The following is a 23,118-nucleotide window of genomic DNA, read 5'->3' as shown; positions in this document are numbered from 1 at the left end:
CGGTCCAATCTAGCCATCATTAACAAATTATAGGCCCAGATTTAACAATCCCTCCAGCGTAGTGGCCGGGTAGCGACCGGGGACTCGGCGCTCACTCGATCCAGACGGTCTTGCGGTTGACGAACTCGTGAATGCCCTCCTTCGAGAGTTCACGGCCGTAGCCGGAGTCCTTGACGCCGCCGAAGGGGACGCGCGGGTCGGACTTCGTGAGCTGGTTGATGAAGGTACAGCCGGCGTCGATCCGGCCGGCGACGCGCTCGCCACGGTCGCGGTCTTCGGTCCAGATGGACGCGCCGAGTCCGAAGCGCGTGTCGTTGGCCTTCTCGATGGCTTCGGCCTCGTCCTCGACCGTGAAGACCGATGCGACGGGCCCGAAGAGTTCCTCGCTGTCGGCCGGACAGTTGGCCGGGATGTCGGTCAGGACCGTCGGCGGGTAGAACGCGCCCTCCCGGTCCATCGGTTCGCCGCCCGCGAGAACGGTCGCGCCGGCCTCGACGCTCGCCTCGACCTGTTCGTGGAGGTGTTCCATCGCCCCCTCGCTCGACTGTGGGCCCACGTCGGTGTCTTCGTCCATCGGATCGCCGACGGTGAGCGCCTCGATCTCGTCGACGAGTTTCTCGGTGAACGCCTCGGCGACGGACTCGTGGACGATGAAGCGCTTGGCGGCGATACAGGACTGACCGCCGTTCAAGTTTCGCGCCAGTGCGCCGGTCTCGGCGGCCGCGTCGAGGTCGGCGTCGTCGAAGACGACGAACGGGTCGCTCCCGCCGAGTTCGAGGACGGTCGGTTTCAACTGGTCGCCAGCAGTCTGCGCCACGGCGCGACCCGCCGGGCCGCTCCCGGTGAGCGTCGCCGCGCGGACGCGCTCGTCCTCGACGATGTCGTCCACGAGATCGGAGGGGATGAGCAGTGACTGGAAGACGCCCTCGGGGAAGCCCGCCTCGCGGAAGATCTCCTCGATCGCGAGCGCACAGCCGGGAACGTTCGAGGCGTGTTTTAACAGCCCGACGTTGCCCGCAGCGAGCGACGGCGCGGCGAAGCGAAACACCTGCCAGAAGGGGTAGTTCCACGGCATGACCGCCAGGACGGGGCCGATCGGGTCGTACTGCGTCTTGGCCGTCGTTCCCGGCGGGCTGGGGTAGTACTCGTCGGCGAGATAGGCTTCGGCGTACTCGGCGTAGTGTTCACACCCCCACGCGCACTTCTCCACCTCGCTCTCGGCCTGCGAGATCGGTTTGCCCATCTCCCGGGTCATCAGTTCGGCAAACTCTCGCTTGCGATCGCGAAGGATTTCCGCCGCGTTGACGAGCAGCTCCTGGCGGTCGCGCATCGGAACGTCGCGCCAGTCTGCGTACGCGTCGGTCGCGCGGTCGAGCGCCGCATCGACGTCGTCCGCCGAATCGGCCTCGTAGGTGTCGATTCGTTCGTTCGTCGCCGGGTTCGTCGTCTCCATGTCGCGGAGGTTACACGGACAGGCCTATCAGTGTTCCCTCGACGGCACGCGTCGGCGAGTCGTTTCGATCGGCCGTCGTACCGAGTACGGTGTGATCGGTCGGGCCGCCGAAGTCCTCACATCGCGTCGCGAACCGTCCGTGCCGAGCGGGCGAACAGCGCCCCGACGCTCTCACGGCGGGCGACGAAGAGGGCGATCCCGAGGACGACGTAGACGGCCGTGTAGGCGTAGAGGACGAGCATACTGAGCTCGTTGGCTGTCGATTCGGCGTACGTCTGGATAATGAAGAACTCGACGAGCACCTGCGAGAGGAACAGGCCGAGCAGGCCGACCGCCTCGCGAGTACTGATCTCGAAGTTGGTCAGGATCGCGATGGCGAAGAAGCTCTGGGCGGCCGTGATCCAGATCTCGGCGGCCTGTTTCGAGTCGAACGGGAGCGCCTCGACCGCGCCCGCGGAGATGGAGTAGACGATGGCGAGCGTCCCGATGAGGAGCGTCCACTGATTCAACTTCGACGAGATGAGCGCGTTAAAGCCCGCGGTCGTCCGCGCCTTGTTCACCAGATAGGCGACGACGATGAGTTCCGGGCTCTCGGATGCCAGCGGCGCCAACCACTGAATCATGAAGAATTCCGGGATGCCGTTCTGAATCCCGACCTGCTCCAACCCTTCCGCAAACGGGTGGACCGCGGTGAAGATGATCGCCCCGGAGAAGGCAAAGCCCCCGAGGACGACCGCAGCGCGGCCGAGTTTCGGGTACTGCTGGAAATACGCGGGAACGCCGCCGTGCTCCTCCGGTTCCTCGACGTCGCCGCGGACGATCACGACGAGATAGGTCACGTAGAGGCCGACGAGGACGACCGTGTCCACGATGCCGATGCCACCGGCGAGGGGGACGAAGAAGGCGACCGCCGTCGCCGCGAGCAAGAAGACGATCTCGAGGGAGAGGTCCCGGTCCAGCGTGACGACGTCGGTGAGAAAACCGTTCCGGTGGTCGACCGCCGGGTCCGAGCCACCACGAGCACGATAAATGCTGTAGAGGGCGATCCCGGACCAGCCGAGACCGATGAGGATCCGGTTCGCGCCGGTCATGTTCGCGACGGCGAGGTTGGCCGCCTCAGGATCGCCGGCGCCGGCCTGCCAGGCGTAGAGCGCGTCGACCGCGTACTCCGGGGCGACCGCCAGCACGGCCAGGACGGCGATGGCAAACGCCCGTGGGACGTCCTTCTCGGCCGTTTCCGCGGCCCACGCCAGCAGGAACGACGCGCCCAGAATCGACGCACCAGCGACGAGGACGGCGATCCCCGCACCGATGTTAGCACCGGGATGAACGGTGCCGTAGCCGCCGTACGAGAAGAACGTACCGAGCCAGGGAACGGTCAACAGAACCGTAACGGCGACCGCGACGAGCGGGTGGCGCAACCGGCGTGACATTGATCAGTGGTGACTGGACGCCCCCAATATATAATCCACAAGATATTCGCTCGATCGCCACAGACAGCGTCGAGAACGGGCAGGACGCACGAACGCCCCAGTTGCCGGCCAATCGGGAGAAGTCACCGTAGAGGCACTCACAGAGTCAATTCCGGCCGATACAGGGGGAGATGCGGGGCAATCAGTCCTCGGGGAGGTACTCGACGGTCGCGTCGGCCGCACTCCGTTTCACGCTCTCGATGCCGCGCTCGGCTCCTTGTTTCGAGGTGTATCCCTCGCCGCTATCGGCGATGATTCGGCCGTTCCTCGCGACGAGTCGCCAGCGCCACTCGTCCGCACGGTCGCGAAACACTTCGAAGGTTGCCGAGTTACTCATACCGTCCCGATGCAGGCCGTCGGCACTAATAGCCCCGGGTCGCCAGCGCAGGTCCGTATCGGGACGATTGTGAATAGGTGACGCAGTCCGACCGTGGCGGGTCGCGACCCGGGTCGGCCGGTCACGTCTCCGGGATGACCGTCACCGGGACGCCCGCGCGCCGGATCGTCGTCTCGGCGACGCTGCCGAGCATGAGACGCTCGATGCCGCTACGGCCGTGGCTGCCCATCACGACGTGATCGTAGTCACCGGTCGCGGCGTGAGCGACGACCTCGTGGCCCGGCCGGCCGTACCGCCAGTCCGTCTCGATCGAGGCGTCGTACTCGGTGGCGATCGCCCGCGCCTCGTCGAAGTGCTCCTCGGCCATCCCGGTCGCTCGCTCTCGCCACCGGTGGCGGTCGTGTTCGCTGCCAGCGTCCGTGTGATCCGCGAACGGTTCGACGACGTGGAGGACCGCGACCGACGCGTCCGGGAACTGCTCGAACGCGAACCGCAGCGCGGCCTCGGACGGCGCGCTCGCGTCGAACGGCACGAGAATACGCGACACCATACCGGAGACTGTCGGGCCTGGGATATAGAAGTACGGGGCGACGGAAACCGAGTCCGACCCGTACGGTCAGGCGACGTGGCGCTCCGTCGCGGTCTCGCCGCGATCGAACCGGTCGCCGTCGAGGGCCGAGACGTCGACGAGTGACGCATCGCCGTCGAGGACGAGTTCGGCCACGAGTCGGCCCGTAGCCGGTGCGTGTTGAAAGCCGTGACCCGAAAAGCCCGCAGCGGTCACGAGCCCCGGGAGCGTCTCGTCGACGATGGGATGGTGGTCCGGCGTGACGGCGTACAGCCCCGACCAACCCCGGCGGATCCGCGTCTCCGGCCCGAAGTACCCGGTGTAGTCGGCCGCGTGTTCGACGGCGGTGGCCGCCCACGCGACGTCCATCCCGTCGTCGAACCGGTCGGGATCGACGTCCGGATCGGCGTCGCCGAAGTGCCCGCCGACGAGGGCGATCCCCGCGCGCTCGGGTCGGAAGTACGACCCCGTCTCCAGATCGATCGTCAGCGGGACGGTCTCCGGAACTGGCGTTTCCGGCTCCACGATCGCGATCTGGCGCCGACGCGGCGCGATCGGGAGGTCGATCCCGGCCAGTTGGGCGATGCGACCGGCCCATGCGCCCGCGGCGTTGACGACGTAGTCCGCGTTGCACCGCTCCGTCCCGTCGACCTCGAGCCCGACTACGCGGTCACCGTCGCGACGAAGGTCGGTGACGGTCGTCCCCGTCCGGATCTCGACGCCGGCCTCGCGGGCCGCCGTCGCGTAGCCCTGGACCGCGAGGTTCGGATCCGCGAACCCGTCGTCAGGGCCGTACGTCGCGCCGACGAACGGCTCCGGATCGAGCCCAGGGCAGTACTCGGTCGCCTCGATCGGGTCGACGTACTCGCTGGTCGCCCCCAGTTCCCGCTGCATCCCGACGGTCTCGTGGAGCCGCTCGGCGGTCGCGTCGGACCGCGCGAGAAACAGGTAGCCGCACTTTCGATACTCGATGTCCACGCCGAAGCGCCCCTCGAAGTCGTTCCAGACGCGTTTGCTGGCCCGCGAGAGCGAGACGTTGACCGGCGTCGAGAACTGCGAGCGGATCCCGCCCGCCGACCGGGCGGTGCTCCCGGTCCCCAGCGCACCACGTTCGTAGAGGGCCACTGTCGCGCCGCGTTCGGCGAGGGCGTGCGCCGCGGAGAGGCCGACGATCCCGCCGCCCACGATTCCGACGTCCATGCGATCGATTCGTCCCCGGACCCCGTAAGGGTTCAGGCGCTTCGGGACCGTTCACCCGATTCGGGACTGCCCGGGCGCTTCGGGACTGGTCAGGTGGTTCCGGACTGCTCGGGCGGTCCTGTCCCGTCTTTCGACGCGCGAGGACCGCGGCCCCGGAATGGATCGAGACCGCCAGGATCTGTTCGTTCGTGGCTACTCGACCGCGTGGCCGGCGAGGTCGAGGTACGGATCGATCACGCTTCGCGAGGCGGTACATTCGACCGTCTCCGCGAGTGCGTCGTACCGGACGAGGCCCGCGTCTTGCAGGTGCGGGAGGTGGTTGTGCGCCAGTGCGGTGAGCACACGCTCGTACCGCTCTTGCGTGGGCTGTCCCTCGGTGATTGCCACGTACTCCGCGAGGTCGCCGATCGGTATCGCCGCGGTCTTCCCTGCCAGGTAGGCCACGACTCGCTGCCGCCGGTCGTTCGCGAACGCTCGAAATAGCCGCTCCGGGGGGATCTCTTGGTTCTCGTCGTCCAGCCTGTTGGGGTCGCTCGTTTGAGGGATCATAATTGATGGTGGTGCCGTACCGACCCGACGCGCCGTCGACCCGTCTCGCGTACCGACGTCAGCAACGTAGGGGGTACCACCACGTGTGGTACGGAGTACCATAAGGGTTTGTATCCGATAAATAGACAGTAAAACAAACAATCAACGTTTCCGGTCAGTCACGGTTTTCGGCGTCTACAACGCGGTAGAACGGTGATCGACGGGTTCGTACGAAAAATGCGGACGGGCGTCAGACATCGTCGTCGAGCAACGTCGGGTTGTACGTCCGCTCGGCGGGCGGACGTTTCTCGATCGTCACGAGCCAGTCCGGCGCGTCGGACGTCGGCCCGTCGATCTCGAGTGTGGTCTCGACGGCCGCGCCCCGGCCGTACGCGGAGAAGATCACTTCGGCGAGCCGGGTCTCGAAGGTCTCTGTCGGGTCGGCGGGTGGCTTCGTGGCGTCGGGTGCCGTGCTGGGTCCAGTGGTCCCTGTGGGATCGGTGTCGTGCATCTGTGGAGGGCGAGGACGGGACGATGTCGCCGCACTCGCACACCTTCCAGGGCGGGCACCACGATAACCGCGTCGGCGACCGAACACCACGACGAGCGGCGACGGTCCGCCCGCCGAAACGGGTGTCGCAACCGACGAGTCGAGACGAGTCTCGAAGCCGACGAGACGGCTACCGCGACCGCGAGCGCCCGAGATGGGCACCAAGAGATAGCACGGGACCGGCGAATCGGACGTATGACAGCGACGGCAGGGGACCGAGGGGGACCATCGCGACTCGTCGCGTTGATCCGCGACAGCATGGGCATCACCGTCCTGGTGAACGTCCTCGCCGGCGGGCTCGCCGGAATCAGCCTGGGAGTCGTGGGTCGAGAGACGATCGCGATCACGGTCTTCGAACCCACGTCCGGACTCCTGGTCCGCAGGATCGGTCTCCTCGGCGCCGTGGGCGTCTTCACGCAAGTCGGCTGCTGCGACGGGTGCGGTCGACCGGGACTCGGGTTCGGGAACGGTTGCGTTTGTAGCGGCGACTGCGGGGATCGCTGTTCGTACGAGGCCGAGTCGGAAACCCCCGAGAGCCCAGGGCGACGGGCGGTTCCACACGGCTGCAGACGAGAACAGCTGGTCCGGTCCGAACGGACGTGAGAACAGCTGCAAGCTGAGGAAAGACCGGTGCGACCAGGAACGCGACCGGGAAAGGGAGCGAACGGCCGCTGGTAGTGCGGTATTGTCACCCGGTAACGAGTCATAGTCGATCGTCGATAGCGATCGTACGACGGCGGATCGAGCGGCGACCCGTCGGCAATGGCTCGTGTATCGTGAAACGGTCCGTAGTCCTCTTTGAAGGGCCCGTGATCCGATCAGTGGGGCGGTGAACACATGCACGACGACACATCAGCGGAGACGGCCGTATCGAAGCGAGACGGATCGATGGAGGTACACCGGCGGGGCGCGCTGGCGATCGGAGCGGCGACGGCCGTCGGTGCGGGGCTGGGAGTATCGACCATCCCCGCCGCGGCGCAAGACGACGGCGACGAGCAAGCCGAGTTGTACGTGGCGGCGCTGACCGGCGACCAGCAGACCACGGATATCGACACCGTGGCGGCGGGTGGCGCGGTGGTCAGCGCGAACGGGGATCGAAGCGAACTCCAGTACGCGGTGCTCGTCACCGCGATCGAAGACGCAACGCAGGCGCACATCCACCTGGGCGCTGCGGGCGAGGACGGCCCGGTCGCAGTCTGGCTCTATCCCGGCCCCGACGCCACCGAGCCCGGGCTGGAGGAAGGCCGCTACGACGGCATTCTGGCCACCGGGACGATCACCGAGGAGCACCTCACCGAGGAGGTTGAGGGCCAGCGACTGGACGCCCTCGTAGACCGGATCGCGAGCGGCGACACCTACGTGAACGTCCACACGGAGGCGAACCCCGGCGGTGAGATCAGGGGCCAGCTCCTGTCCGTAACCGACGTAGTCGACATGCTGAGCGGCACCGATATGGACGACGCCGCGGGGGGCGATGGCCAGGATGACGACGCTTCGGGAGACAGCGATGGTGACGGAAACGAGAGCGTCGGTGACGACGACCAGGACGGCGATGGTGACGGAAACGAGAGCGCCACCGGCGACGAATCCGGCGGCAACGAAAGTGGCGACGACGGTGGATACGGCGACTGAACGGTCGACGGCGGCCGCCCGACGGGTCCGGACCCCTCCATCGATCGAACGCGGCACCGTCGAACGCGGCGATCGACTTCGCCAGCGGCTCGCGTTCGTGGTGAGTTGGGCCTTCGACCGCACGGTCGTCCGTCGCGCTCGGTCTCCGTGCCGAGCCAGGTGAGTCGATAGAAACCGATACGACGATCGGTCGCCGTGGTGATGGTATGACGGACGGGAGCGGCGATACGTTTCGACGAGGAGACGCCGCGAGAGCTGACCCAGTCGAGACCATCACGGACTGGTGCGAGTTCGGTGACTACCGGGCGTACATCCTCATGGCCATCGCGCGGGCGACGCACAACGACGATCTCACGGGTGCCGACGAAGTCGTCCACCGACGCGTCCTCCGCGACGCCGATGACGTCAGGCGACAGTACGACGACCTTCGGGCGTTACTCACCCGACACGACCTCGTGTTCCGGATCTACCTCACGGTGAACGCGCGGAACACGCTGGACGCGTACTTCGAGTTCCGCGACGAGATGAACGGCTGGATCCGCGACCTCGTCGCTGGCGACGACCACGCCGCCCCGAAGCTCGGCGAGATCGACTCGCGCTGGAAGAGTGCGCTTCACAGCCCGACGGTGCGGGACGACCAGTACTTCCAGTTCGACGTCGACGACGTCACCGAAGCCGAGATCCAGACGTTCACGGCCGCACTGGAGACGCAGACGACGGTCGCGTCGACGCGAGCGACGCCGAACGGCTATCACGTCCTCACGGAGCCATTCAACTACACCGAGTGGGAGCCACCGGTCGCGTACGACGACCTGGACACGGACGGGCAGGTGTTCGTCGAGGAGATCGACGCCTCCAGATCGGAGTGACCGCGTCGCCCGGTCGCACCGCGTGCCTACGCTTAGCGCCGGCGGCGTCGCCGGAATTCGTGGATTTAACTCCGCATTCGTCCGGAACAAATATAGTATTTTGGTAGAAAAGTAACCGGAGAGCGTTCGTTCATGGCCCTCCCCACCCGCCGCGAGTATCTCGGTCTCGCCACCGGGACGCTCGCGCTGCTGGCCGGTTGTACTGACGGCACCGACCCATTCGATCAGCCGCAACAGCCACACCCCGACCCGGACGACGTGTTCACCGACCTCGCGGTCCGCAGGTACTGGTTCGACGTGACGGACCCGGTGCTCGATGGGGAACGCGGGCCGCTTTACTCCGTCACGTCCGACGCGGATGTCGACGAGTTCGAATTGCAAGCTGACCCGCTCGCGGCGGACGACGACGCGGCCGACCCGCTCGCGTTCCTCCGGGCCATCGACTTCGACGAGGCGACCGGCCTCCTGACCGACAACCGGACCCGCGCCTGTCACCAGCTGGTCGTCGAACTCGTCGAGCGTCGAGCCGACGACGAGCTGTCGATCGAGTTCTGCCAGCGATTTCACGATGCCTCGTTCGAGTGCAGTGTCGACGACACCTACCGGCAGGTAACGGCGATCGAAGTTCCCGTCACGTTCGAGAACGGGCCGTACCCGGGGACGATCACCACCAGCTCGGGCTGTAACCACCCGCCAGGCCAGCCGGCCGCCGACGGTGATTCCGAATGACCCACCGACTGTCTCGTCGCCGCGCACTCACCGGTGGCGCGCTTGGTCTCACGTCTCTCGCGGGGTGTACCGATCGCTTCGCGGACGAACCGCCGCCGATCGACGTCGAAGGGTCGACGCTGCTGGAAATCGCGAGCGTCGACGGTCCGGCCCCGCTTGATGCGTTCCCTCTCACCGTGACCGACGAGTACGTCGACGCGGGAATCGACCGCGTCGACTCCCTGCTGGCGTCGATTCCCGACGACCTCGACGCGAAGATTCCCAACGAAGCCGTGCGACGGTACGTCGATCGAGAGCGCGAGAGCGCGCGAGAGGGGCTGACGTACGTGAGAGACGCCTCGACGAACCTGGCGGCCTTGCGGCCGTTGCGCCGGGCGCGCGAGAGCGCCGCCCACGCGGCCGGTACCGTCGCCGCCGCCGTCGGGAACCGGACGCGGGCCGACGCACTGGACGAGGTGGACGCACTCGAAACGCGGGTCCGGGAGGCGGCGGCGTTCGAACGGATCGGCGAAGAACCGATCCCGTCGCTGGTCGTCTACGAACGAGTCGAAGAGGAACTCCGGGTGGCCGCGCTCGCGGTCGAGCGACTCCGGACGGGCGCGATTGCGGACGGCTACGCCGAGGCTCGGGCCGTCGGTGAACTCGACGAGCGTCTCGAGACGGGTGCCGCCAGACTGGACCAGGCCCAGCACCTCGGGGACCGACACGCCGACGGACTCGACGACCCGCGTTCGTTCGACGACGAGTTCAGGGAGGCGACGACGACGCTCCACGACGACCTCGCAGACCGCGTCGCCGACCTTCCGGAGCGGTCGCGTACTGTCGCCGAGGACCTGTTCGACGCACCGGTCGAGGAAACGCCGAGACGGCGAGTCGGGGAGGTACTCGTCCGGGAAATCCGGTCGACGTTCGAGCACGCGAGCGAGTCGCGTGAGGCGGACCGGTTCGCGAAGGTACTCGTCGACCTGTACCGGGTCGAGATCCTGCTGGGGGCGCTCGATCGGATCCGGGCGATCGTCGCGGACGGCGGACTCGATCGCCCGGACGACGGCTCGGCGGTTCGAACGGCGCGAGCGGATGCGGTGGCGGCCCTCGAATCGGGCCGGGCGGACGCCGCGCACCCGGCGCTCGTCGACAGTGGACTCGAATACGCGTACTGGCGTATTCGAAACGCCGACGAACAGGCCGAAGACGACGCCTCGTACCTGCCCGAACCGACCGCGGTCGAAATGATCGCCCTGTACGCCATCGCGACCGCACAGGCGCGGTCGGTTCCGGACGCGACGGACCGACTCGTCGCGCTGCTAACCTGATCGAATCCGACGGCTACTGCCACCGTATTCTCCGGGCGAGGCGATACCGGCCACTGAAATCCCGACGGTGTCGTGACACTCCGTGGATGCCGGCCTCGACTCCGCGTCGGCCAAGCGAGGACTGACGCGGCTCACTTTCGTCGTCGAACCCGATCAGGGCCCGCCGTACGACGACACGCGCTTGAACAGTTCGACGTCGGCGACCTCGAAGCCCCAGACGAAGTCGATGGTCGTCAGCAGTTCGATTGCTGGCTCCGCCACGACGAGTAACTCGTTCATGGGCATACACCTGTTGCATACTGCACCGTATAAAAATTATCGACTAGTGTAAATCCATCAATATGCCTCTGTGTGGCTAAAAGGCGAATCTCGGGCGGGACTGTGAACACGCATCGGTCCTGTCCGGGAATTACAGGGGAACGAGCGGCAACCGGTGGTGAGAGCGACGATTCCACCGAGGAGAGGAGGAGGTGAAGATGTGGGATTGTGGTGGGGGTGATGAAAGTGGAGACGGAGGAGAAGGGAGTGGAGAAGGAGGAGACGGAGGAGATGAAAGTGGAGGAGGACCGCTCTGATGTATCGACGGAGTGACCCAGTTCGGAGTCAGGTCAGGGACGAAGCGTTTCCTGAACAGCGGCTCGATCGTCCAGCCTACTGTCGGCCGACGGCACTCCGCACACGAGTGAGTCCCCAGGTGAGTACACTTATCGTCCGCGACCGCATCGCCCCCAACGTGTCGACACACGACATCGTCATCATCGGGGGCGGTTGCATCGGGTGTTCGGTCGCCCGCTCGCTGTCGACGGCGTCCGCACTCGACGTGGCGGTGGTGGAGAAAGAACACCACCTCGCCGTCCACCAGAGCGGTCGGAATTCGGGCGTCCTCCACCCGGGATTCAACTACGAACCGGGGTCGCTGAAGGCTCGGTTCGCGACCGAGGGGACGCGACGGATGAAGACCTACGCAGCCGAGAACGATGTCCCGATAGCGAACGACGGCGTCCTCGTCGTCGCCCAGTCCGACGCCGAGGAGCGTCGACTACGCGACCTCCAACGGCAGGCCGACGCGAACGGCGTCGAAGCCGAGTTGCTCCGCGGAGCCGACGCCATCGAGTCGTACGAACCCCACGCCGCCGGCCAGGCCGCGCTCGTCGCACCAGCGGCGGCGTCGATCGACGCCCAGCAGTACGTCTACTCGCTGGCGAGGGACGCGAGAGCCACAGGCGTCGACTTCTACACCGACACGCGCGTCGAGGGCGTCTCGCCGACCCGCGACGGCTTTCGACTCCGGACCTCCTCGGGACGGCTGAACGCGCGGTACGTCGTCAATTGCGCGGGATTACACGCCGATCGCGTCGCCGACGCCTTCGACGTCGGGACGGACCTCCAGGTGATCCCGTTCCGTGGGGAGTACTACGAGGTCGTTCCCGACCGGCGGGAACTCTGTCGGTCGATGATCTACCCGACGCCGGATCCCGAATTGCCGTTCCTCGGCGTCCACTACACCCGACGGACCGACGGCACGGTCATCGTCGGGCCGAACGCGGTGCTCGCCCTCGGTCGGGAGGCCTACACCAACACGGACGTGAATCCACGCGACCTCGTCGAGATCCTCGGGTACCGTGGCTTCCGACGCCTCGTCTCGGACCCAAAGATGCTCCGGGTCGCCGCCACCGAGGTAAACAAGTCCTACCGCAAGACGGCGTTCGTCGAGGCGGCCCGACGCCTCGTTCCCTCCCTCTCGGCCGACGACGTCACGAAGAGCTACGCCGGCATCCGCGCCCAGCTCGTGAGTGCGGACGGCGACCTCGTCAAAGACCCAGTCGTTCGACACACGGACGCCTCGACGCACGTGCTCAACGCGGTCTCGCCCGGGCTGACCTGCTCGCTCCCCCTCGGCGACCACCTCGCCGACCGCATCATCGAGAACTTCGAGGCGGTGTAGTCGGTTGGCCTTCCGCGTCTGTGATCGTCACGCCGACCACCTCGAGAGTCCCCACGAGACGACACCGAAAATCGCCCGACTGCGACGGGGCGGTACGCTGTCTAACGGGATCCGATTTTTCAGCGCGGAAGTGGGATCGTAGATCGGCGGAATTCTCCGTCCTCCGGCGTTCGCTGTAGCTTCTGTGTAGAAGCGCTGAACCGACAACGTTCGCACAGGCACGATGAAATTCGAACCGAAGCCAGACGTGCTCGCTCACTCCGTTCGCTGTGCGCGACTGGCAGGGCTCGAATCCCACCCGGTCCTCACTTCGTTGCTCGCTGTCGCTCGCAACAGAATCTACGGGCATGATGGGATTCGAACCACGGTCGGAGCAACGCTCCTCCCTGATTCGAACCCATCTCAGTTCGTGATTCGCTCCTCACGTCCGTTCGTCGCAGAATCACGGGCACGATGGGATTCGAACCCACGACCGTCGGATTAGAAGTCCGACGCTCTATCCGGACTGAGCTACGTGCCCTCGGGTACGGGTTCCGTCGGGTAGAGCATAAGCGGTGTGGATTCGCCGCTCGCCGACGAAGCCGGAAGACCGTTAGTGTCCGCGCTCCTGCAGTCATCCATGTACCTGCCGGACCACACCTGGCCCGAGGTCGCCGACTACGACGAGTCGATCGCGCTGGTACCGCTGGGTTCGACGGAACAGCACGGACCCCACCTCCCCGAGGGGACGGACCACATGATCGCCCGCGGGCTGGCGCACGAGGCCGCAGAGCGGACGGGGTACCTCTGTACGCCGACGATCACGGTCGGGGTGAGCGACCACCATCGGCAGTTCCCCGGGACGATGTGGGTCGAGCCGCCGGTTTTTCGCGACTACGTCGAGAGCCTCACCCGAAACCTCACCTACCACGGGATCGACCGGGTAATCTACGTCAACGCCCACGGAGGGAACGTGGCCCACCTCCGGGAGGTCTCGAAGCGCCTCCACAGGGACGGCACCGCCTACGCCATCGAGTGGATGTGGGACGAGTCAATCCCGGAACTGGTCGACGAGCTCTTCGAGACCAACGGCCCCCACGCGGGCCCGAAGGAGACCTCGATGGTCGCCTACCTCGAGGGCCTGGTCCGCGAGGACGAACTCGAGGCTGCCTACGAGGGCGGGATGGTCCCAGTCGAGCGCGAGACGTTCACGAAACACGGGGCACGCGTCTTCCACGACTCCGTCGAGAACGCCGCGAACGGTTCGTTCGGCGATCCGCGCGACGCCTCCGCCGAGAAGGGCGAACAACTCTTCGAGGCCGCCACGGAGCAGCTCGTTCGCCTCGCCGACTGGGTGGCCGACCGCCCGAACGACGACCTCCTCCCAGCTGAGCGCGTTTGAGCCGCACCGAAACGACCGCGTACGGCCCCCTACCGCCTGACCACGTCGGTATCTTCCAGTGGGATGGAGACGCACGCTACTCGCCCCCATCTGAACGCCCGGCGAGTGCGCCTGACACCTTCACCCGTGTCCTGGCTGTCGATTGCGGTGCAATGTGCGCTCACTACACCGACGACGAGGAGGGAAAACACGTGGTAACCAGTGACGGCGACCGGATCGGAATGGTCAAAGAAGTCAGAAACGGCGAACTCCACGTCGAGCCGGACCCGGGCATGACAGACTCGATCAAGGCCTCACTCGGGTGGGGCGACGCCGACGAGGACACCTACCAGCTAGACGAGAGTCGCGTCGAATCGGTCACCGACGACGAGATCCACCTCGGCCGGATGTAACGACGGGCGAGGACCGGTCCGTCAGCGCTGAATACTCGTTTTCGCGCGACTCCCGAACCCATTCGGACCGATACCGAACCCACAGTCCTTATACTCGCGGTCGCAGTATCCAGCCCTGATGCACGTCATCGGAACCGTCGGGTTGCCGGGAAGCGGGAAGGGAGAGGCGGCCACGGTCGCCCGCGAAGCGGGTATTCCCGTGGTGACGATGGGGGACGTGGTGCGCCAGGAGACGGCGGATCGCGGCCTGGATCCGACGAAGGATCACGGGACCGTCGCCCAGGCGCTGCGCGACGAGGACGGACCGACGGCGATCGCCGAGCGGTCACTTCCGATGATCGAAGACCGCCTGGAGACCCACGACACGGTCCTCGTCGACGGGATCCGGTCGGACGACGAGGTGGCGGTCTTCGAGGAGGCCTTCGGCGAGACGTTTACCCTGGTGAGCATCGAGGCGCCGGCCGAGCTCCGTCGGGAGCGTCTCGAAAGCCGGGGTCGCGACGCCGACGAGGCGGACGGCGGCGAATCCGTAGAACAGCGAGACCAGCGCGAGCTCGGCTGGGGTATGGGTGAGGCGATGGCCGAGGCGGACGTCGTCGTCGAGAACACGGATACGCTGGAGGCGTTCCACGAGCGCGTTCGTGAGCTCCTCACGACCGACGACGAGCTTCGGGTGAACCGATGAGCGCGAACCACGACGGCGAATCGACGAGCGGTGACGGCGAGGCGGCCATCTACCGCGTCGACGTCGAGATCACCGCGCCGGTCTTCGACACGGAGGTGACCGATCGAGTCCGTGAAGCTGTCACGACGATCTTCCCCGAGGCCGACGTCGAAGCGCGCCACGGAGAGATCGTCGGTCGTGCCCACTCACTCGATCACCTCTCTGAGTTACTCCACCGCCAGGAGATCCTCGACACGGCCAGGAACGAGTTCTTCGCGGGACGAGAGGGGGACGCCTTCTCGTTCGCGCTCAAGAAACAGCCGGCGCTCGGAGGGCGAGCGACGTTTTCGGTCGGGGAACCCGACGAGCTCGGAGAGATAGACGTCCGCGTGACGGTCGACGAACCGACCGTCGAGACGTTCGTCGACCACGTCGCCCCGCGGACCGAAGACGGTCGTCCGGTCGAGTCCTGACGCTGGTACGGTGGTGGACAACGGCGTGGCGATCGGGTCCGATAGCGAGGACACGACGCATCGACGGCCCTTCGCCGATCCAATCTGCCCGAACGACCGTTTAACGATCGGAACCCCACCACAAATTGTTTATTCGTCCTGTACATCTATAAGTACGTGTTACCGACCGGAGAGACCGTGACCTGGGAGTTGGACCCGGCCGAGGCGTTTACGACGCTCGGAAACGAGACCCGCCTCGACGTTCTCAGGGCACTCTGGGAGGCCGACGAGGCGATGAGATACACCTCCCTCCGTCGCGAGGTGGCGCCCGACGACCGGGGGAACTTCGGGTACCACCTGTCGAAACTCACCGGCCACTTCGTCCAGAAATCGAACGACGGGTACGAACTACGTCTCGCCGGCGAACAGGTCGTTCGAGCCGTCATCGCGGGCACCATCACCGCGAACCCGTCGCTTCCGTCCCAGACGGTCGACGACGAGTGTACCTTCTGCGGTGCACCGGTCGAGTTCCAGTACGACGACGAGACGATCACCGTCTCCTGCACCGACTGCGAGGGCCTCGTCGGTGGCGACCTGCCCCGCGGGACGTTTATCCACTACGAGTTTCCGCCGGGCGGACTCGCCGGTCGCGACGCGGCCGAGATCGTCGACGCGGCGCACGTCTTCTACGACGCGAAGGTGATCCCGATGCTGCGCGGGATCTGTCCGATCTGTGCGGGACAGATCGAGTCGACGATCGAGCACTGCGAGGACCACGACGCCATCGACGGCGAGCTATGTGTCGCGTGTGAGACGCGAAACGAAACGTGGGCCGTCCTGCGATGCGAACGCTGTTACTACACCAGGCGCGTGATCGTCTGGTTCGCGGCGTTGACACACCCCGGCGTCATCTCGTTCTACTACGACCACGGTATCGACGAGTCGATTCCGGTGTGGAAACTCCCCTGGGAACGCCTACAGATCGATCGACACGTCGACGTCGACGTGATCGAGCGCGAACCGTACCTGTTCGACATCTCGATTCGGATCGACGACGACACGCTCAGCGTTCGGATGGGTGGCGACCTCACGGTCCGGACGATCGAACGCGAGCCGCCGGAGCCGACCGACGTCGACGACGGCGACCCGGGCTGAAACGACAACGATCGAACAGTACCGGCGTACGGGAAGGCTATAAAGACGACGATAGAGTAACCGATACCAATGTCCGAAACGGTCGTCGATGGGGACGAACGTACAGTGTGGCGCATTCTCGGCGAACCGCGTCGCCACCACGTCGTCCGCCACCTGAACGAGACGAACGACGTGACGACAACGGCCGACATCTCGCGGGTGATCGCCGAGGACTGCGAGGTCGAGTACGAACGGATCCAGTCTGCACTCAGACACGTCGACGTCCCGAAACTGGCCGATGCTGGCGTCGTCGAGTACGATGCGGAGCGAGATCGGATCGAGTCGACGGCACGCGTTCGCCGGCTGTGTGCGATACTCGAGGCCGTCGAAGAGCGCCTCGAGTGACCGCAGAACGACCCTGGGGATCAGCCGAACGGCCCGCCGCCCATACCGCCCATCCCACCGCCCCCGCCGCCTTGCATCTGCTGCATCATGCGCTGCATCTCCTTCTCCGAGCCCATGCCCTGGAACTGCTTGATGGTCTTTTCCATCATCTTGTACTGTTGCAGCAGTTCCCGGACGGACTCCTCGCTGGTGCCCGACCCGCGGGCGATGCGCTCGATCTGGCTGGCGCCGATGGCGCGGGGGTACTCCTTCTCCGCGTCGGTCATCGAGTCCATGATGACCTGGAACGTGCGCATGCGCTCTTCCGTGACGTCCATCGCGTCGTCGGGCAACTGATCTTTGAGCCCACCGCCCATCCCGGGGATCATGTCGAGCACCTGTGAGAGCGGTCCCATGTTGTTCATCGCCTCGAGTTGTTTCTGCATATCGTTCAGGGTGAAGTTGCCCTGCAGCATGTCCTCGGGATCCCAGTCGTCCTCCTCGATATCGGTCTGCTCCATCGCACGCTCGACGCGCTCGGCTAGCTGGCCCAGGTCGCCCATCCCGAGCAGCCGGGAGATGAACCCCTCGGGCTCGAAGCGCTCGATGTCGTCGACCTCTTCGCCGGTCCCGAGGAAGGCGATCGAGGAGTCCGTCTGGTCGACGGCGGCCAGCGCACCGCCCCCTTTCGCCGTTCCGTCTAACTTCGTGATGACGACGCCGTCGATACCGATCGAGTCGTGGAACTCGCGAGCCTGATCTTTTGCGCCCTGTCCGATCGCGGCGTCCAGGACGAGCAGGGAGGTGTCGGGTTCGACGACGCCCTCGATCTCCTCGATCTCGGCGATGAGGTCGTCCTCCAGCGCGTGGCGACCCGCAGTGTCGACGATGTGTACGTCCGCGTGGGCGGTCTCCTCGAGTCCGTTGCGCGCGATCTCGACCGGATCCTCCGCGTCGGGGTTCCCGTAGAATTCGACCTCCGCGCGCTCGGTCATCTGCTTCGCCTGGTCGTACGCGCCCGGGCGGAAGGTGTCGGTCTGAATGACCGCCGGCTTCAGCCCCTTCGTCGAGAACCACCACGCCATCTTGGCCGCGGACGTCGTCTTCCCCGACCCCTGCAGACCGGCCAGCAGGATCGTCTGCTCCTCTAAGGGGAGCTCCGTCGACTCGCCGATCAGGTCGACGAGTTCCTCGTAGACGATGCGCAGGACGAAGTCGCGCGCCGGCGTTCCCGCGGGCGGTTCCTCCTCTAATGCCCGCGTCTCGATGCTGTCAGAGAGCTCCATCACGAGCGAGACGTCGACGTCGGCCGCGAGCAGGGAGCGCTGGATCTCCGTGACGACCGACTCGACGTCGTCCTCGCTGATCCGAGATTTGCCCCGGAGGTCGTCTAAGGTCCCCCGCAGCGAACTGCCGAGATCGTCGAGTACCATTTGCACGGAGTACGGGGTGACGGCGTTAAAGGCTTTTCTCGCGCGGACGATCGCGCTGGCCCGATCGGCGGCCGCGACTGGGCTAGCCGGCGTCGACTCGACCGGACGAACCGGCAGCTGAGACAGACAGCCAGTACCCGAGTGGACCAGCAACGCTTTCCACAGAAGCAGCCAACTGCCAAGTATGAGCGACGACACGCCAGCCGACGACGGAAAGCGGACCGAAGAGGAGCCGACGACCGGGTCCGAAGCCGTAACGACCGTCAGGATCACCGTCGAAGACGGCCTCTGGATCGCCGCGGACGACGAGACCGGCATCTCCAGTCAGGGCCCGACCAAGTTCGACGCCCTTCGGAATCTCGCGGCGACGCTCGAGACCGTCGAGGAAGGTGACGCGGACGACGGCGACGACTGGCTCTGAGGCCACAACGTTTTGACTATTCGCTCGAACCTCTTGACATGGAAGCCGACTGTCCGTTCTGCGAGATCGTCGCCGGGAGAGGCGACGCTGCCGAAGTTTATCGAACCGACGAGACCGTGGCGTTCCTCGACGCCAACCCGGCCGTCGACGGCCACACGCTGGTGATCCCGACGAGCCACCACACGGAGATCGCGACCGCCCCGGAGCCGACGCGCCAGGCCGTCTTCGACGCCGTCGGACACGTTTCGGACGCCCTCGAACAGGCACTCGATCCCGACGGCTTCAGCGTATTCCACACCTCCGGCCCGCTCGTCGGCCGGATCGACCACGCTCACGTCCACGTCCTGCCCCGAAGCGGCGACGACGGGATCTCCCTCTCGCTCGAGCGCGACTCGCTGGAGGCGGAGCAGGCCGAAACGCTCGCAGCGCGAATTCGATCGAACAGCTGAGGAGCAATCGGGAATCGAAATCGATCACTCCCGCGTGATTCGCGGGGACAGGACGTACTCCACGGAGCCGTCGCCGTCGGCGAACTCGAACCCGAGCGAGATAGGCGTCTCCGTCCCGAGCCTGAGATCGACGGCCGCGTCGCCGGGGATGGCCCGGCTCATGTCGCGGAGGGACTCGAGGGAGTACAGCGAGCGGGCCTGGCCAGGGGAGAGATCCTGGAGATCGGTCGCTTCGAATTCCAGCGAGACGGAATCGACGTCGCCGTCGGCCTCGACCCGAAGCGCCTCGGTTGCCAGAGCGATCGAGAGGTGATTCGCCACCAGATCGGTCGCCTCGACGAACCGGTCGACGGTCGCCCCGGACAGGACGGCTCCACCGACGTACTCGAAGCGCAACTCCGTCGGATCCGGTGGCGAGCGGATCGTCTCGGGGTCGAGCAGCCCCATCTCGTACCGAAGCTCGCCAATGCCGACGTGGAGGTGACGCGTCCCCCCGTCCACGGCGAGGGTCACCGGCAGATCGCGATCGGCCAGCCCGCGACCGTCGACGACGGTCGGATCCAGTCGAAAGTGACCGACTTCTAGGGTGACACCGGACGAGCAACGACGAGGAGAGAAATGGGTAGACGGTGATGGCGGTCTACTCCTCGGCGAGCAATCGATCCGCGAGTTCGTCGGGGTCGAACCGCTCCAGATCGTCGTAGCCCTGGCCGACGCCGAGGAAGAGAATCGGTTTGCCGGTCACCTGCGCGATGGAGATGGCGGCACCGCCGTTGGAGTCGGCGTCGGCTTTCGTCAGGATCGCCCCGTCCATCTCGACGGCCTCGTCGAACTCGCGGGCGCGCTTGACGGCGTCCTGGCCCGCGACAGCCTCGTCGACGAACAGCGTCATGTCCGGATCGACGACGCGGCCGATCTTCTCCAGCTGATCCATGAGCCCCTCGTCGGTGTGCAGCCGGCCGGCCGTGTCGCCCAGAACGACGTCGACGCCGTTCGCCTCGGCGTACTCGACGGCGTCGTAGAGGACGGCGGCCGGGTCGCCACCCTGCTCGTGTGAGATGAGCTTCGTCCCGCGGGCCTCGGCGTGCTCTCTGATCTGCTCGTTCGCACCGGCGCGGTAGGTGTCGCCGTTGGCCATCACGGTCGAGTAGCCGCGTTCGGCGAGCCACTGATCGAGCTTGGCGATCGAGGTCGTCTTGCCGACGCCGTTGACGCCGGTAAAGACGATGACGAGGGGTTTCTCTGCCTCGGCGACGCGTTCTTCGACGTCGAACTGTCCGACGCTGATGACGTCCGTGATCGCGGTTCGGAGGGCGTCTTCGACGACCTCGCCGGTCGACGTGGTGAAGGTGCGCGTCTCGCCGACCAGCTCCTCGCGCATGGTGCCGACGATCTCGTCGACGACACCCACCTCGACGTCAGAGGAGAGCAACGCGAGCTCGAGCTGATCGAGCGGACCTTTCAGGTCCGCTTCCTCGATAACGAACTTCCCGCGGGCGAGCGACGCCGCCTTGCGGCCGAAGCCGGCCGAGTTCGACGACGCTTCCTCGTCGGCCGTCGTGACACCGGCGCGGTACCCGCTCGCGCCGTCGTCTTCGGTCGAGTCGCGACCGTCGACGGCAGTCTCGTCACCGGACGACTCGTCGGCAGCGCTCGTCGCGTCGACAGAGCCCTGAGTGTCCCCAGCCGACGAGGAATCGGCTATCGCCGCCTCGTCTACCTCGGTCTTCGCCGCCTCGTCGTCTACCGCTTCAACCTCCTCGTCGTCTACCGCTTCCGCCTTCTCGTCGGCGACGTCTTCGGCCTCCGACCGGAAGCTACCGAGCTTCTCCTTCAGGTTGTCGAACATGGCCCTTACTCGTCAGGGTCTCCCTGCCCGCCCAGGGCCCCCATCTGCTGTTGCATCGCCTGCTGCTGGAGTTGCTGGGCCTGCCCTTCGAGCTGGGTGCTCTCGGCTTCGAGTTCGGAGATCTCCTCGGTGACGTCCTCGATACGGTCGTCGAGGCGCTCTTTCTTGTTCTCCAGCACGTCGACCGCGTCGTCCTGGTCGAATTCGGCCGCGTACTCGCCGCCGAGTTCGACGAGCACCTCGTCGATGTCCTGAAGATCGGCACGGACGTACGCCCCGCCCCCGAGCGGCACCTGGACCGTCGACCCCGTCTCGAGGGACCCGATAGCGTCGATCGCCTCGTCTACCTCGGTCTTCTCGGTTCGAATCTCCTCGACACTGCCCTGCAGCCCCTCGATCTGCTCGCGGATCTGCTGGAGCTCCTGGGAGAGCGCCTGCAGTTCCTGTTGGCTCTGACTCATCGGGCGATCACCTCGCCCGTTGTGCGTCGGTGAGAGGAGTTCGTCGCGAGTACACTCGGCACTGATTCGTTCATACACCGACTTCCGGCAGGCAGGCGGAAGAATGTTCCCTTCCGACTATCGACTGCTGGGAACCGACGGAGCGGGGACGGGGTCGTCGAACCGGTCGGTTCCGGGCGGTAGACAGCCAGTTGTGACGTGTCGTGGGAAAGTGATCGAGTGTGTTACTGAGAATCGACTGCATCACCGAACCGAGCCGCGACCGACCTCACTGCAGATAGCCCAGGGCGTCTTCGATACGTCCCAGTTCGGGGCCGGTCGTGTCCTCGCCGACGACGTAGCCGGCGTCGGTGGCCAGCAGGCCGGAGCCGACGAGGGGCGCCCCGTAGTTGATCGTCCCGACGTCGGCACGGACGTCGAGGACGTCCTCCAGCCGGTCGAGTTCTTCGTCCGTCGACTTCGGGTGACAGAGCACGCCGTCGTTCGTCGCGACGGCGGCGGTGCCGACGGTCCGGACGCCGGCCAGGTCGCCCCGCTCGACGGGGACATCGAGAGTGTCCTCGACAGCCCTGACGGCGTCCCGAGAGAGGTCGGGGTGGACGTAGGCCCCGTGATCGTTCGCGAGGACGACGGTCCCGGCGGCGTTGATCTCGCCGGGGAGCGTGCCGATGGGGACGTCCGCCGCCTCGGTCAGACGCTCGCGCTCGTAGTCGTAAACGCGGTCGCTAACGAGCAGCCCGTTCTCGTTGCCGACGGCGAGCACCCCGACGGTGCCGGCGCCGCTGACGGTCGTCGGGACGGCCGTCACGTCGAGTTCGTCGGCGATAGCCGCGACGGTGTCGTCGTCGGCGTCCGGGCGAACGAGCAGGAGGCTGTCGGTCGCGCACGCGAAGACGCCGACGTAGGCGGAGCCGGCGAAGGAGGCGCGGAGCAAGTTACTCGGCGAACTCGGCTTCGACAACCGGTTCGCCCTCCTCGTCGAAGCGTGCGGCGCGGACGCGAAGCTTCCGCGGCGGGTTGGACCGGCCGTCGGCCCAGATGGCCTCGTTGATCGAGGGGTCGAGGCGGACGGCGTCGGTCTCGACCGCGAAGTGCTTCGCTATGTGTTCGCGGACGATCTTCATCGCCCGGTCAGCTGCCTCGTGGTTCGGTGCAGCCTTCACGTCGCGGAGCGGGACGGTGACGACGCGCTCCTCGAAATCACTGGCGCTCATTATTCGTCGGTGTCGTTACGCCGCCAGTTTCGGCGCTTGGGATTTCGCTGGACGTCCATGTCGGTCTTGAGCATGACCCACGCCGGGACACGGCTGTTCTGCTTTTCGAGTTTCGCCAGGCGCTTTTTCTTGCCCTTGGACTTCTTACCCATAGTGGCCGTCTCTTACCCAGCCTCGCTTAAAGGCTTGTCCATCCCGCGTGCGGGCGGTATTCGGCGCCCCGAACGCGCTCTCCGGTGGATCGTGCGCTCGGTTTCGAGCGCAGGCCCGGGAGCCTCGACGCGTATC

The 23,118-nt window shown here is 66.1% G+C and carries 29 protein-coding genes and 1 tRNA gene; 14 read left to right on the top strand and 16 right to left on the bottom strand.

Going from position 1 to position 23,118, the window contains the following annotated elements; all coding sequences use genetic code 11:
• Positions 1-91 precede the first annotated feature (91 nt).
• The 7 genes from NO366_RS07555 to NO366_RS07525 form a co-directional block, all read right to left on the bottom strand.
• Positions 92-1,453 carry an NAD-dependent succinate-semialdehyde dehydrogenase gene (locus NO366_RS07555; protein WP_256533718.1) on the bottom strand — a complete coding sequence of 454 codons (1,362 nt, stop codon included), beginning with the start codon at positions 1,451-1,453 and terminating at the stop codon, positions 92-94.
• Positions 1,454-1,569: 116 nt separating this feature from the next.
• Positions 1,570-2,886 (bottom strand): sodium:calcium antiporter, encoded by a 1,317-nt coding sequence (locus NO366_RS07550; RefSeq protein WP_256533717.1) that lies wholly within the window; start codon positions 2,884-2,886, stop codon positions 1,570-1,572.
• Positions 2,887-3,067: 181 nt separating this feature from the next.
• The gene (locus NO366_RS07545; protein ID WP_256533716.1) at positions 3,068-3,262 is read right to left on the bottom strand and encodes an HVO_2922 family protein; all 195 of its coding nucleotides are present in this window, start codon (positions 3,260-3,262) and stop codon (positions 3,068-3,070) included.
• Between the two features lie 121 nt (positions 3,263-3,383).
• Positions 3,384-3,812, bottom strand: coding sequence for a universal stress protein (locus NO366_RS07540; protein ID WP_256533715.1), 429 nt, complete (start codon positions 3,810-3,812; stop codon positions 3,384-3,386).
• Positions 3,813-3,878: 66 nt separating this feature from the next.
• A complete protein-coding gene (locus tag NO366_RS07535) occupies positions 3,879-5,030 on the bottom strand; it encodes an NAD(P)/FAD-dependent oxidoreductase (RefSeq protein ID WP_256533714.1) in 1,152 nt (383 codons plus the stop codon).
• A 192-nt stretch (positions 5,031-5,222) separates the two neighbouring features.
• The gene (locus tag NO366_RS07530) at positions 5,223-5,579 is read right to left on the bottom strand and encodes a DUF7344 domain-containing protein (protein WP_256533713.1); all 357 of its coding nucleotides are present in this window, start codon (positions 5,577-5,579) and stop codon (positions 5,223-5,225) included.
• A gap of 229 nt (positions 5,580-5,808) precedes the next feature.
• The gene (locus NO366_RS07525) at positions 5,809-6,069 is read right to left on the bottom strand and encodes a hypothetical protein (protein WP_256533712.1); all 261 of its coding nucleotides are present in this window, start codon (positions 6,067-6,069) and stop codon (positions 5,809-5,811) included.
• Between the two features lie 234 nt (positions 6,070-6,303).
• Between NO366_RS07525 and NO366_RS07520 the strand changes: the two genes are divergently transcribed.
• The 5 genes from NO366_RS07520 to NO366_RS07500 all read left to right on the top strand — a co-directional run bounded on the left by NO366_RS07520 (position 6,304) and on the right by NO366_RS07500 (position 10,651).
• Positions 6,304-6,711, top strand: coding sequence for a hypothetical protein (locus NO366_RS07520; protein WP_256533711.1), 408 nt, complete (start codon positions 6,304-6,306; stop codon positions 6,709-6,711).
• A gap of 234 nt (positions 6,712-6,945) precedes the next feature.
• Positions 6,946-7,740 carry a CHRD domain-containing protein gene (locus NO366_RS07515; RefSeq protein WP_256533710.1) on the top strand — a complete coding sequence of 265 codons (795 nt, stop codon included), beginning with the start codon at positions 6,946-6,948 and terminating at the stop codon, positions 7,738-7,740.
• 206 nt (positions 7,741-7,946) lie between these two features.
• Positions 7,947-8,609: a hypothetical protein gene (locus NO366_RS07510; protein WP_256533709.1), complete on the top strand. Its 663-nt coding sequence runs from the start codon at positions 7,947-7,949 to the stop codon at positions 8,607-8,609.
• A 132-nt stretch (positions 8,610-8,741) separates the two neighbouring features.
• A complete protein-coding gene (locus NO366_RS07505; protein WP_256533708.1) occupies positions 8,742-9,338 on the top strand; it encodes a hypothetical protein in 597 nt (198 codons plus the stop codon).
• Positions 9,335-10,651, top strand: a complete 1,317-nt coding sequence (locus NO366_RS07500) for a hypothetical protein (protein WP_256533707.1) — start codon at positions 9,335-9,337, stop codon at positions 10,649-10,651. Before NO366_RS07505 ends, NO366_RS07500 begins: the two co-directional genes overlap by 4 nt.
• Before the next feature lie 153 nt (positions 10,652-10,804).
• On the opposite strand, the gene NO366_RS07495 is transcribed toward NO366_RS07500, so the two are convergent.
• Positions 10,805-10,936: a hypothetical protein gene (locus NO366_RS07495; protein WP_256533706.1), complete on the bottom strand. Its 132-nt coding sequence runs from the start codon at positions 10,934-10,936 to the stop codon at positions 10,805-10,807.
• Between the two features lie 448 nt (positions 10,937-11,384).
• On the opposite strand from NO366_RS07495, the gene lhgO reads away from it, so the two are divergent.
• Positions 11,385-12,596: an L-2-hydroxyglutarate oxidase gene (lhgO, locus tag NO366_RS07490; protein ID WP_256533705.1), complete on the top strand. Its 1,212-nt coding sequence runs from the start codon at positions 11,385-11,387 to the stop codon at positions 12,594-12,596.
• 445 nt (positions 12,597-13,041) lie between these two features.
• Here lhgO and NO366_RS07485 read toward each other — a convergent pair.
• Positions 13,042-13,116: transfer RNA gene (locus NO366_RS07485), tRNA-Arg, on the bottom strand.
• 99 nt (positions 13,117-13,215) lie between these two features.
• On the opposite strand from NO366_RS07485, the gene NO366_RS07480 reads away from it, so the two are divergent.
• From NO366_RS07480 to NO366_RS07455, 6 genes are all read left to right on the top strand, one after another.
• A complete protein-coding gene (locus NO366_RS07480; RefSeq protein ID WP_256533704.1) occupies positions 13,216-13,977 on the top strand; it encodes a creatininase family protein in 762 nt (253 codons plus the stop codon).
• Positions 13,974-14,369, top strand: a complete 396-nt coding sequence (locus tag NO366_RS07475; protein ID WP_256533703.1) for a hypothetical protein — start codon at positions 13,974-13,976, stop codon at positions 14,367-14,369. The genes NO366_RS07480 and NO366_RS07475 overlap by 4 nt, the downstream gene beginning before the upstream one ends.
• Positions 14,370-14,487: 118 nt before the next feature.
• Entirely contained in the window at positions 14,488-15,054 is a 567-nt protein-coding gene (locus NO366_RS07470; protein WP_256533702.1) for an AAA family ATPase, read from the top strand.
• Positions 15,051-15,506, top strand: a complete 456-nt coding sequence (locus tag NO366_RS07465) for an RNA-binding domain-containing protein (RefSeq protein WP_256533701.1) — start codon at positions 15,051-15,053, stop codon at positions 15,504-15,506. The genes NO366_RS07470 and NO366_RS07465 overlap by 4 nt, the downstream gene beginning before the upstream one ends.
• 177 nt (positions 15,507-15,683) lie before the next feature.
• On the top strand, positions 15,684-16,640 hold the full coding sequence (locus NO366_RS07460; RefSeq protein WP_256533700.1) for a helix-turn-helix domain-containing protein: 957 nt from the start codon (positions 15,684-15,686) through the stop codon (positions 16,638-16,640).
• Between the two features lie 69 nt (positions 16,641-16,709).
• Positions 16,710-17,024 (top strand): DUF7344 domain-containing protein, encoded by a 315-nt coding sequence (locus NO366_RS07455; RefSeq protein WP_256533699.1) that lies wholly within the window; start codon positions 16,710-16,712, stop codon positions 17,022-17,024.
• Positions 17,025-17,044: 20 nt separating this feature from the next.
• Here NO366_RS07455 and NO366_RS07450 read toward each other — a convergent pair whose 3' ends face one another.
• Positions 17,045-18,436, bottom strand: coding sequence for a signal recognition particle protein Srp54 (locus NO366_RS07450; RefSeq protein WP_256533698.1), 1,392 nt, complete (start codon positions 18,434-18,436; stop codon positions 17,045-17,047).
• Between the two features lie 184 nt (positions 18,437-18,620).
• Between NO366_RS07450 and NO366_RS07445 the strand changes: the two genes are divergently transcribed.
• Together NO366_RS07445 and NO366_RS07440 are read left to right on the top strand one after the other, a co-directional pair.
• Positions 18,621-18,857, top strand: a complete 237-nt coding sequence (locus NO366_RS07445; protein ID WP_256533697.1) for a type II toxin-antitoxin system HicB family antitoxin — start codon at positions 18,621-18,623, stop codon at positions 18,855-18,857.
• 38 nt (positions 18,858-18,895) lie between these two features.
• Positions 18,896-19,306: an HIT family protein gene (locus NO366_RS07440; protein ID WP_256533696.1), complete on the top strand. Its 411-nt coding sequence runs from the start codon at positions 18,896-18,898 to the stop codon at positions 19,304-19,306.
• 24 nt (positions 19,307-19,330) lie between these two features.
• Here NO366_RS07440 and NO366_RS07435 read toward each other — a convergent pair whose 3' ends face one another.
• From NO366_RS07435 to NO366_RS07410, 6 genes are all read right to left on the bottom strand, one after another.
• Entirely contained in the window at positions 19,331-19,807 is a 477-nt protein-coding gene (locus NO366_RS07435) for a beta clamp domain-containing protein (RefSeq protein WP_256533695.1), read from the bottom strand.
• Positions 19,808-19,946: 139 nt separating this feature from the next.
• Positions 19,947-21,155, bottom strand: a complete 1,209-nt coding sequence (ftsY, locus tag NO366_RS07430; RefSeq protein WP_256533694.1) for a signal recognition particle-docking protein FtsY — start codon at positions 21,153-21,155, stop codon at positions 19,947-19,949.
• 5 nt (positions 21,156-21,160) lie between these two features.
• Positions 21,161-21,616, bottom strand: coding sequence for a prefoldin subunit alpha (pfdA, locus tag NO366_RS07425; RefSeq protein ID WP_256533693.1), 456 nt, complete (start codon positions 21,614-21,616; stop codon positions 21,161-21,163).
• A 268-nt stretch (positions 21,617-21,884) separates the two neighbouring features.
• Entirely contained in the window at positions 21,885-22,550 is a 666-nt protein-coding gene (locus tag NO366_RS07420) for a translation initiation factor IF-6 (protein ID WP_256534009.1), read from the bottom strand.
• 1 nt (position 22,551) lies between these two features.
• A complete protein-coding gene (locus NO366_RS07415) occupies positions 22,552-22,830 on the bottom strand; it encodes a 50S ribosomal protein L31e (protein WP_256533692.1) in 279 nt (92 codons plus the stop codon).
• On the bottom strand, positions 22,830-22,982 hold the full coding sequence (locus NO366_RS07410) for a 50S ribosomal protein L39e (RefSeq protein WP_007699949.1): 153 nt from the start codon (positions 22,980-22,982) through the stop codon (positions 22,830-22,832). Before NO366_RS07410 ends, NO366_RS07415 begins: the two co-directional genes overlap by 1 nt.
• Between the last annotated feature and the right edge of the window lie 136 nt (positions 22,983-23,118).

Origin of the sequence: Halovivax cerinus (genome assembly GCF_024498195.1) — an archaeon.
Lineage (GTDB): Archaea > Halobacteriota > Halobacteria > Halobacteriales > Natrialbaceae > Halovivax > Halovivax cerinus.
This window is presented reverse-complemented; position numbering and strand designations above follow the sequence as displayed.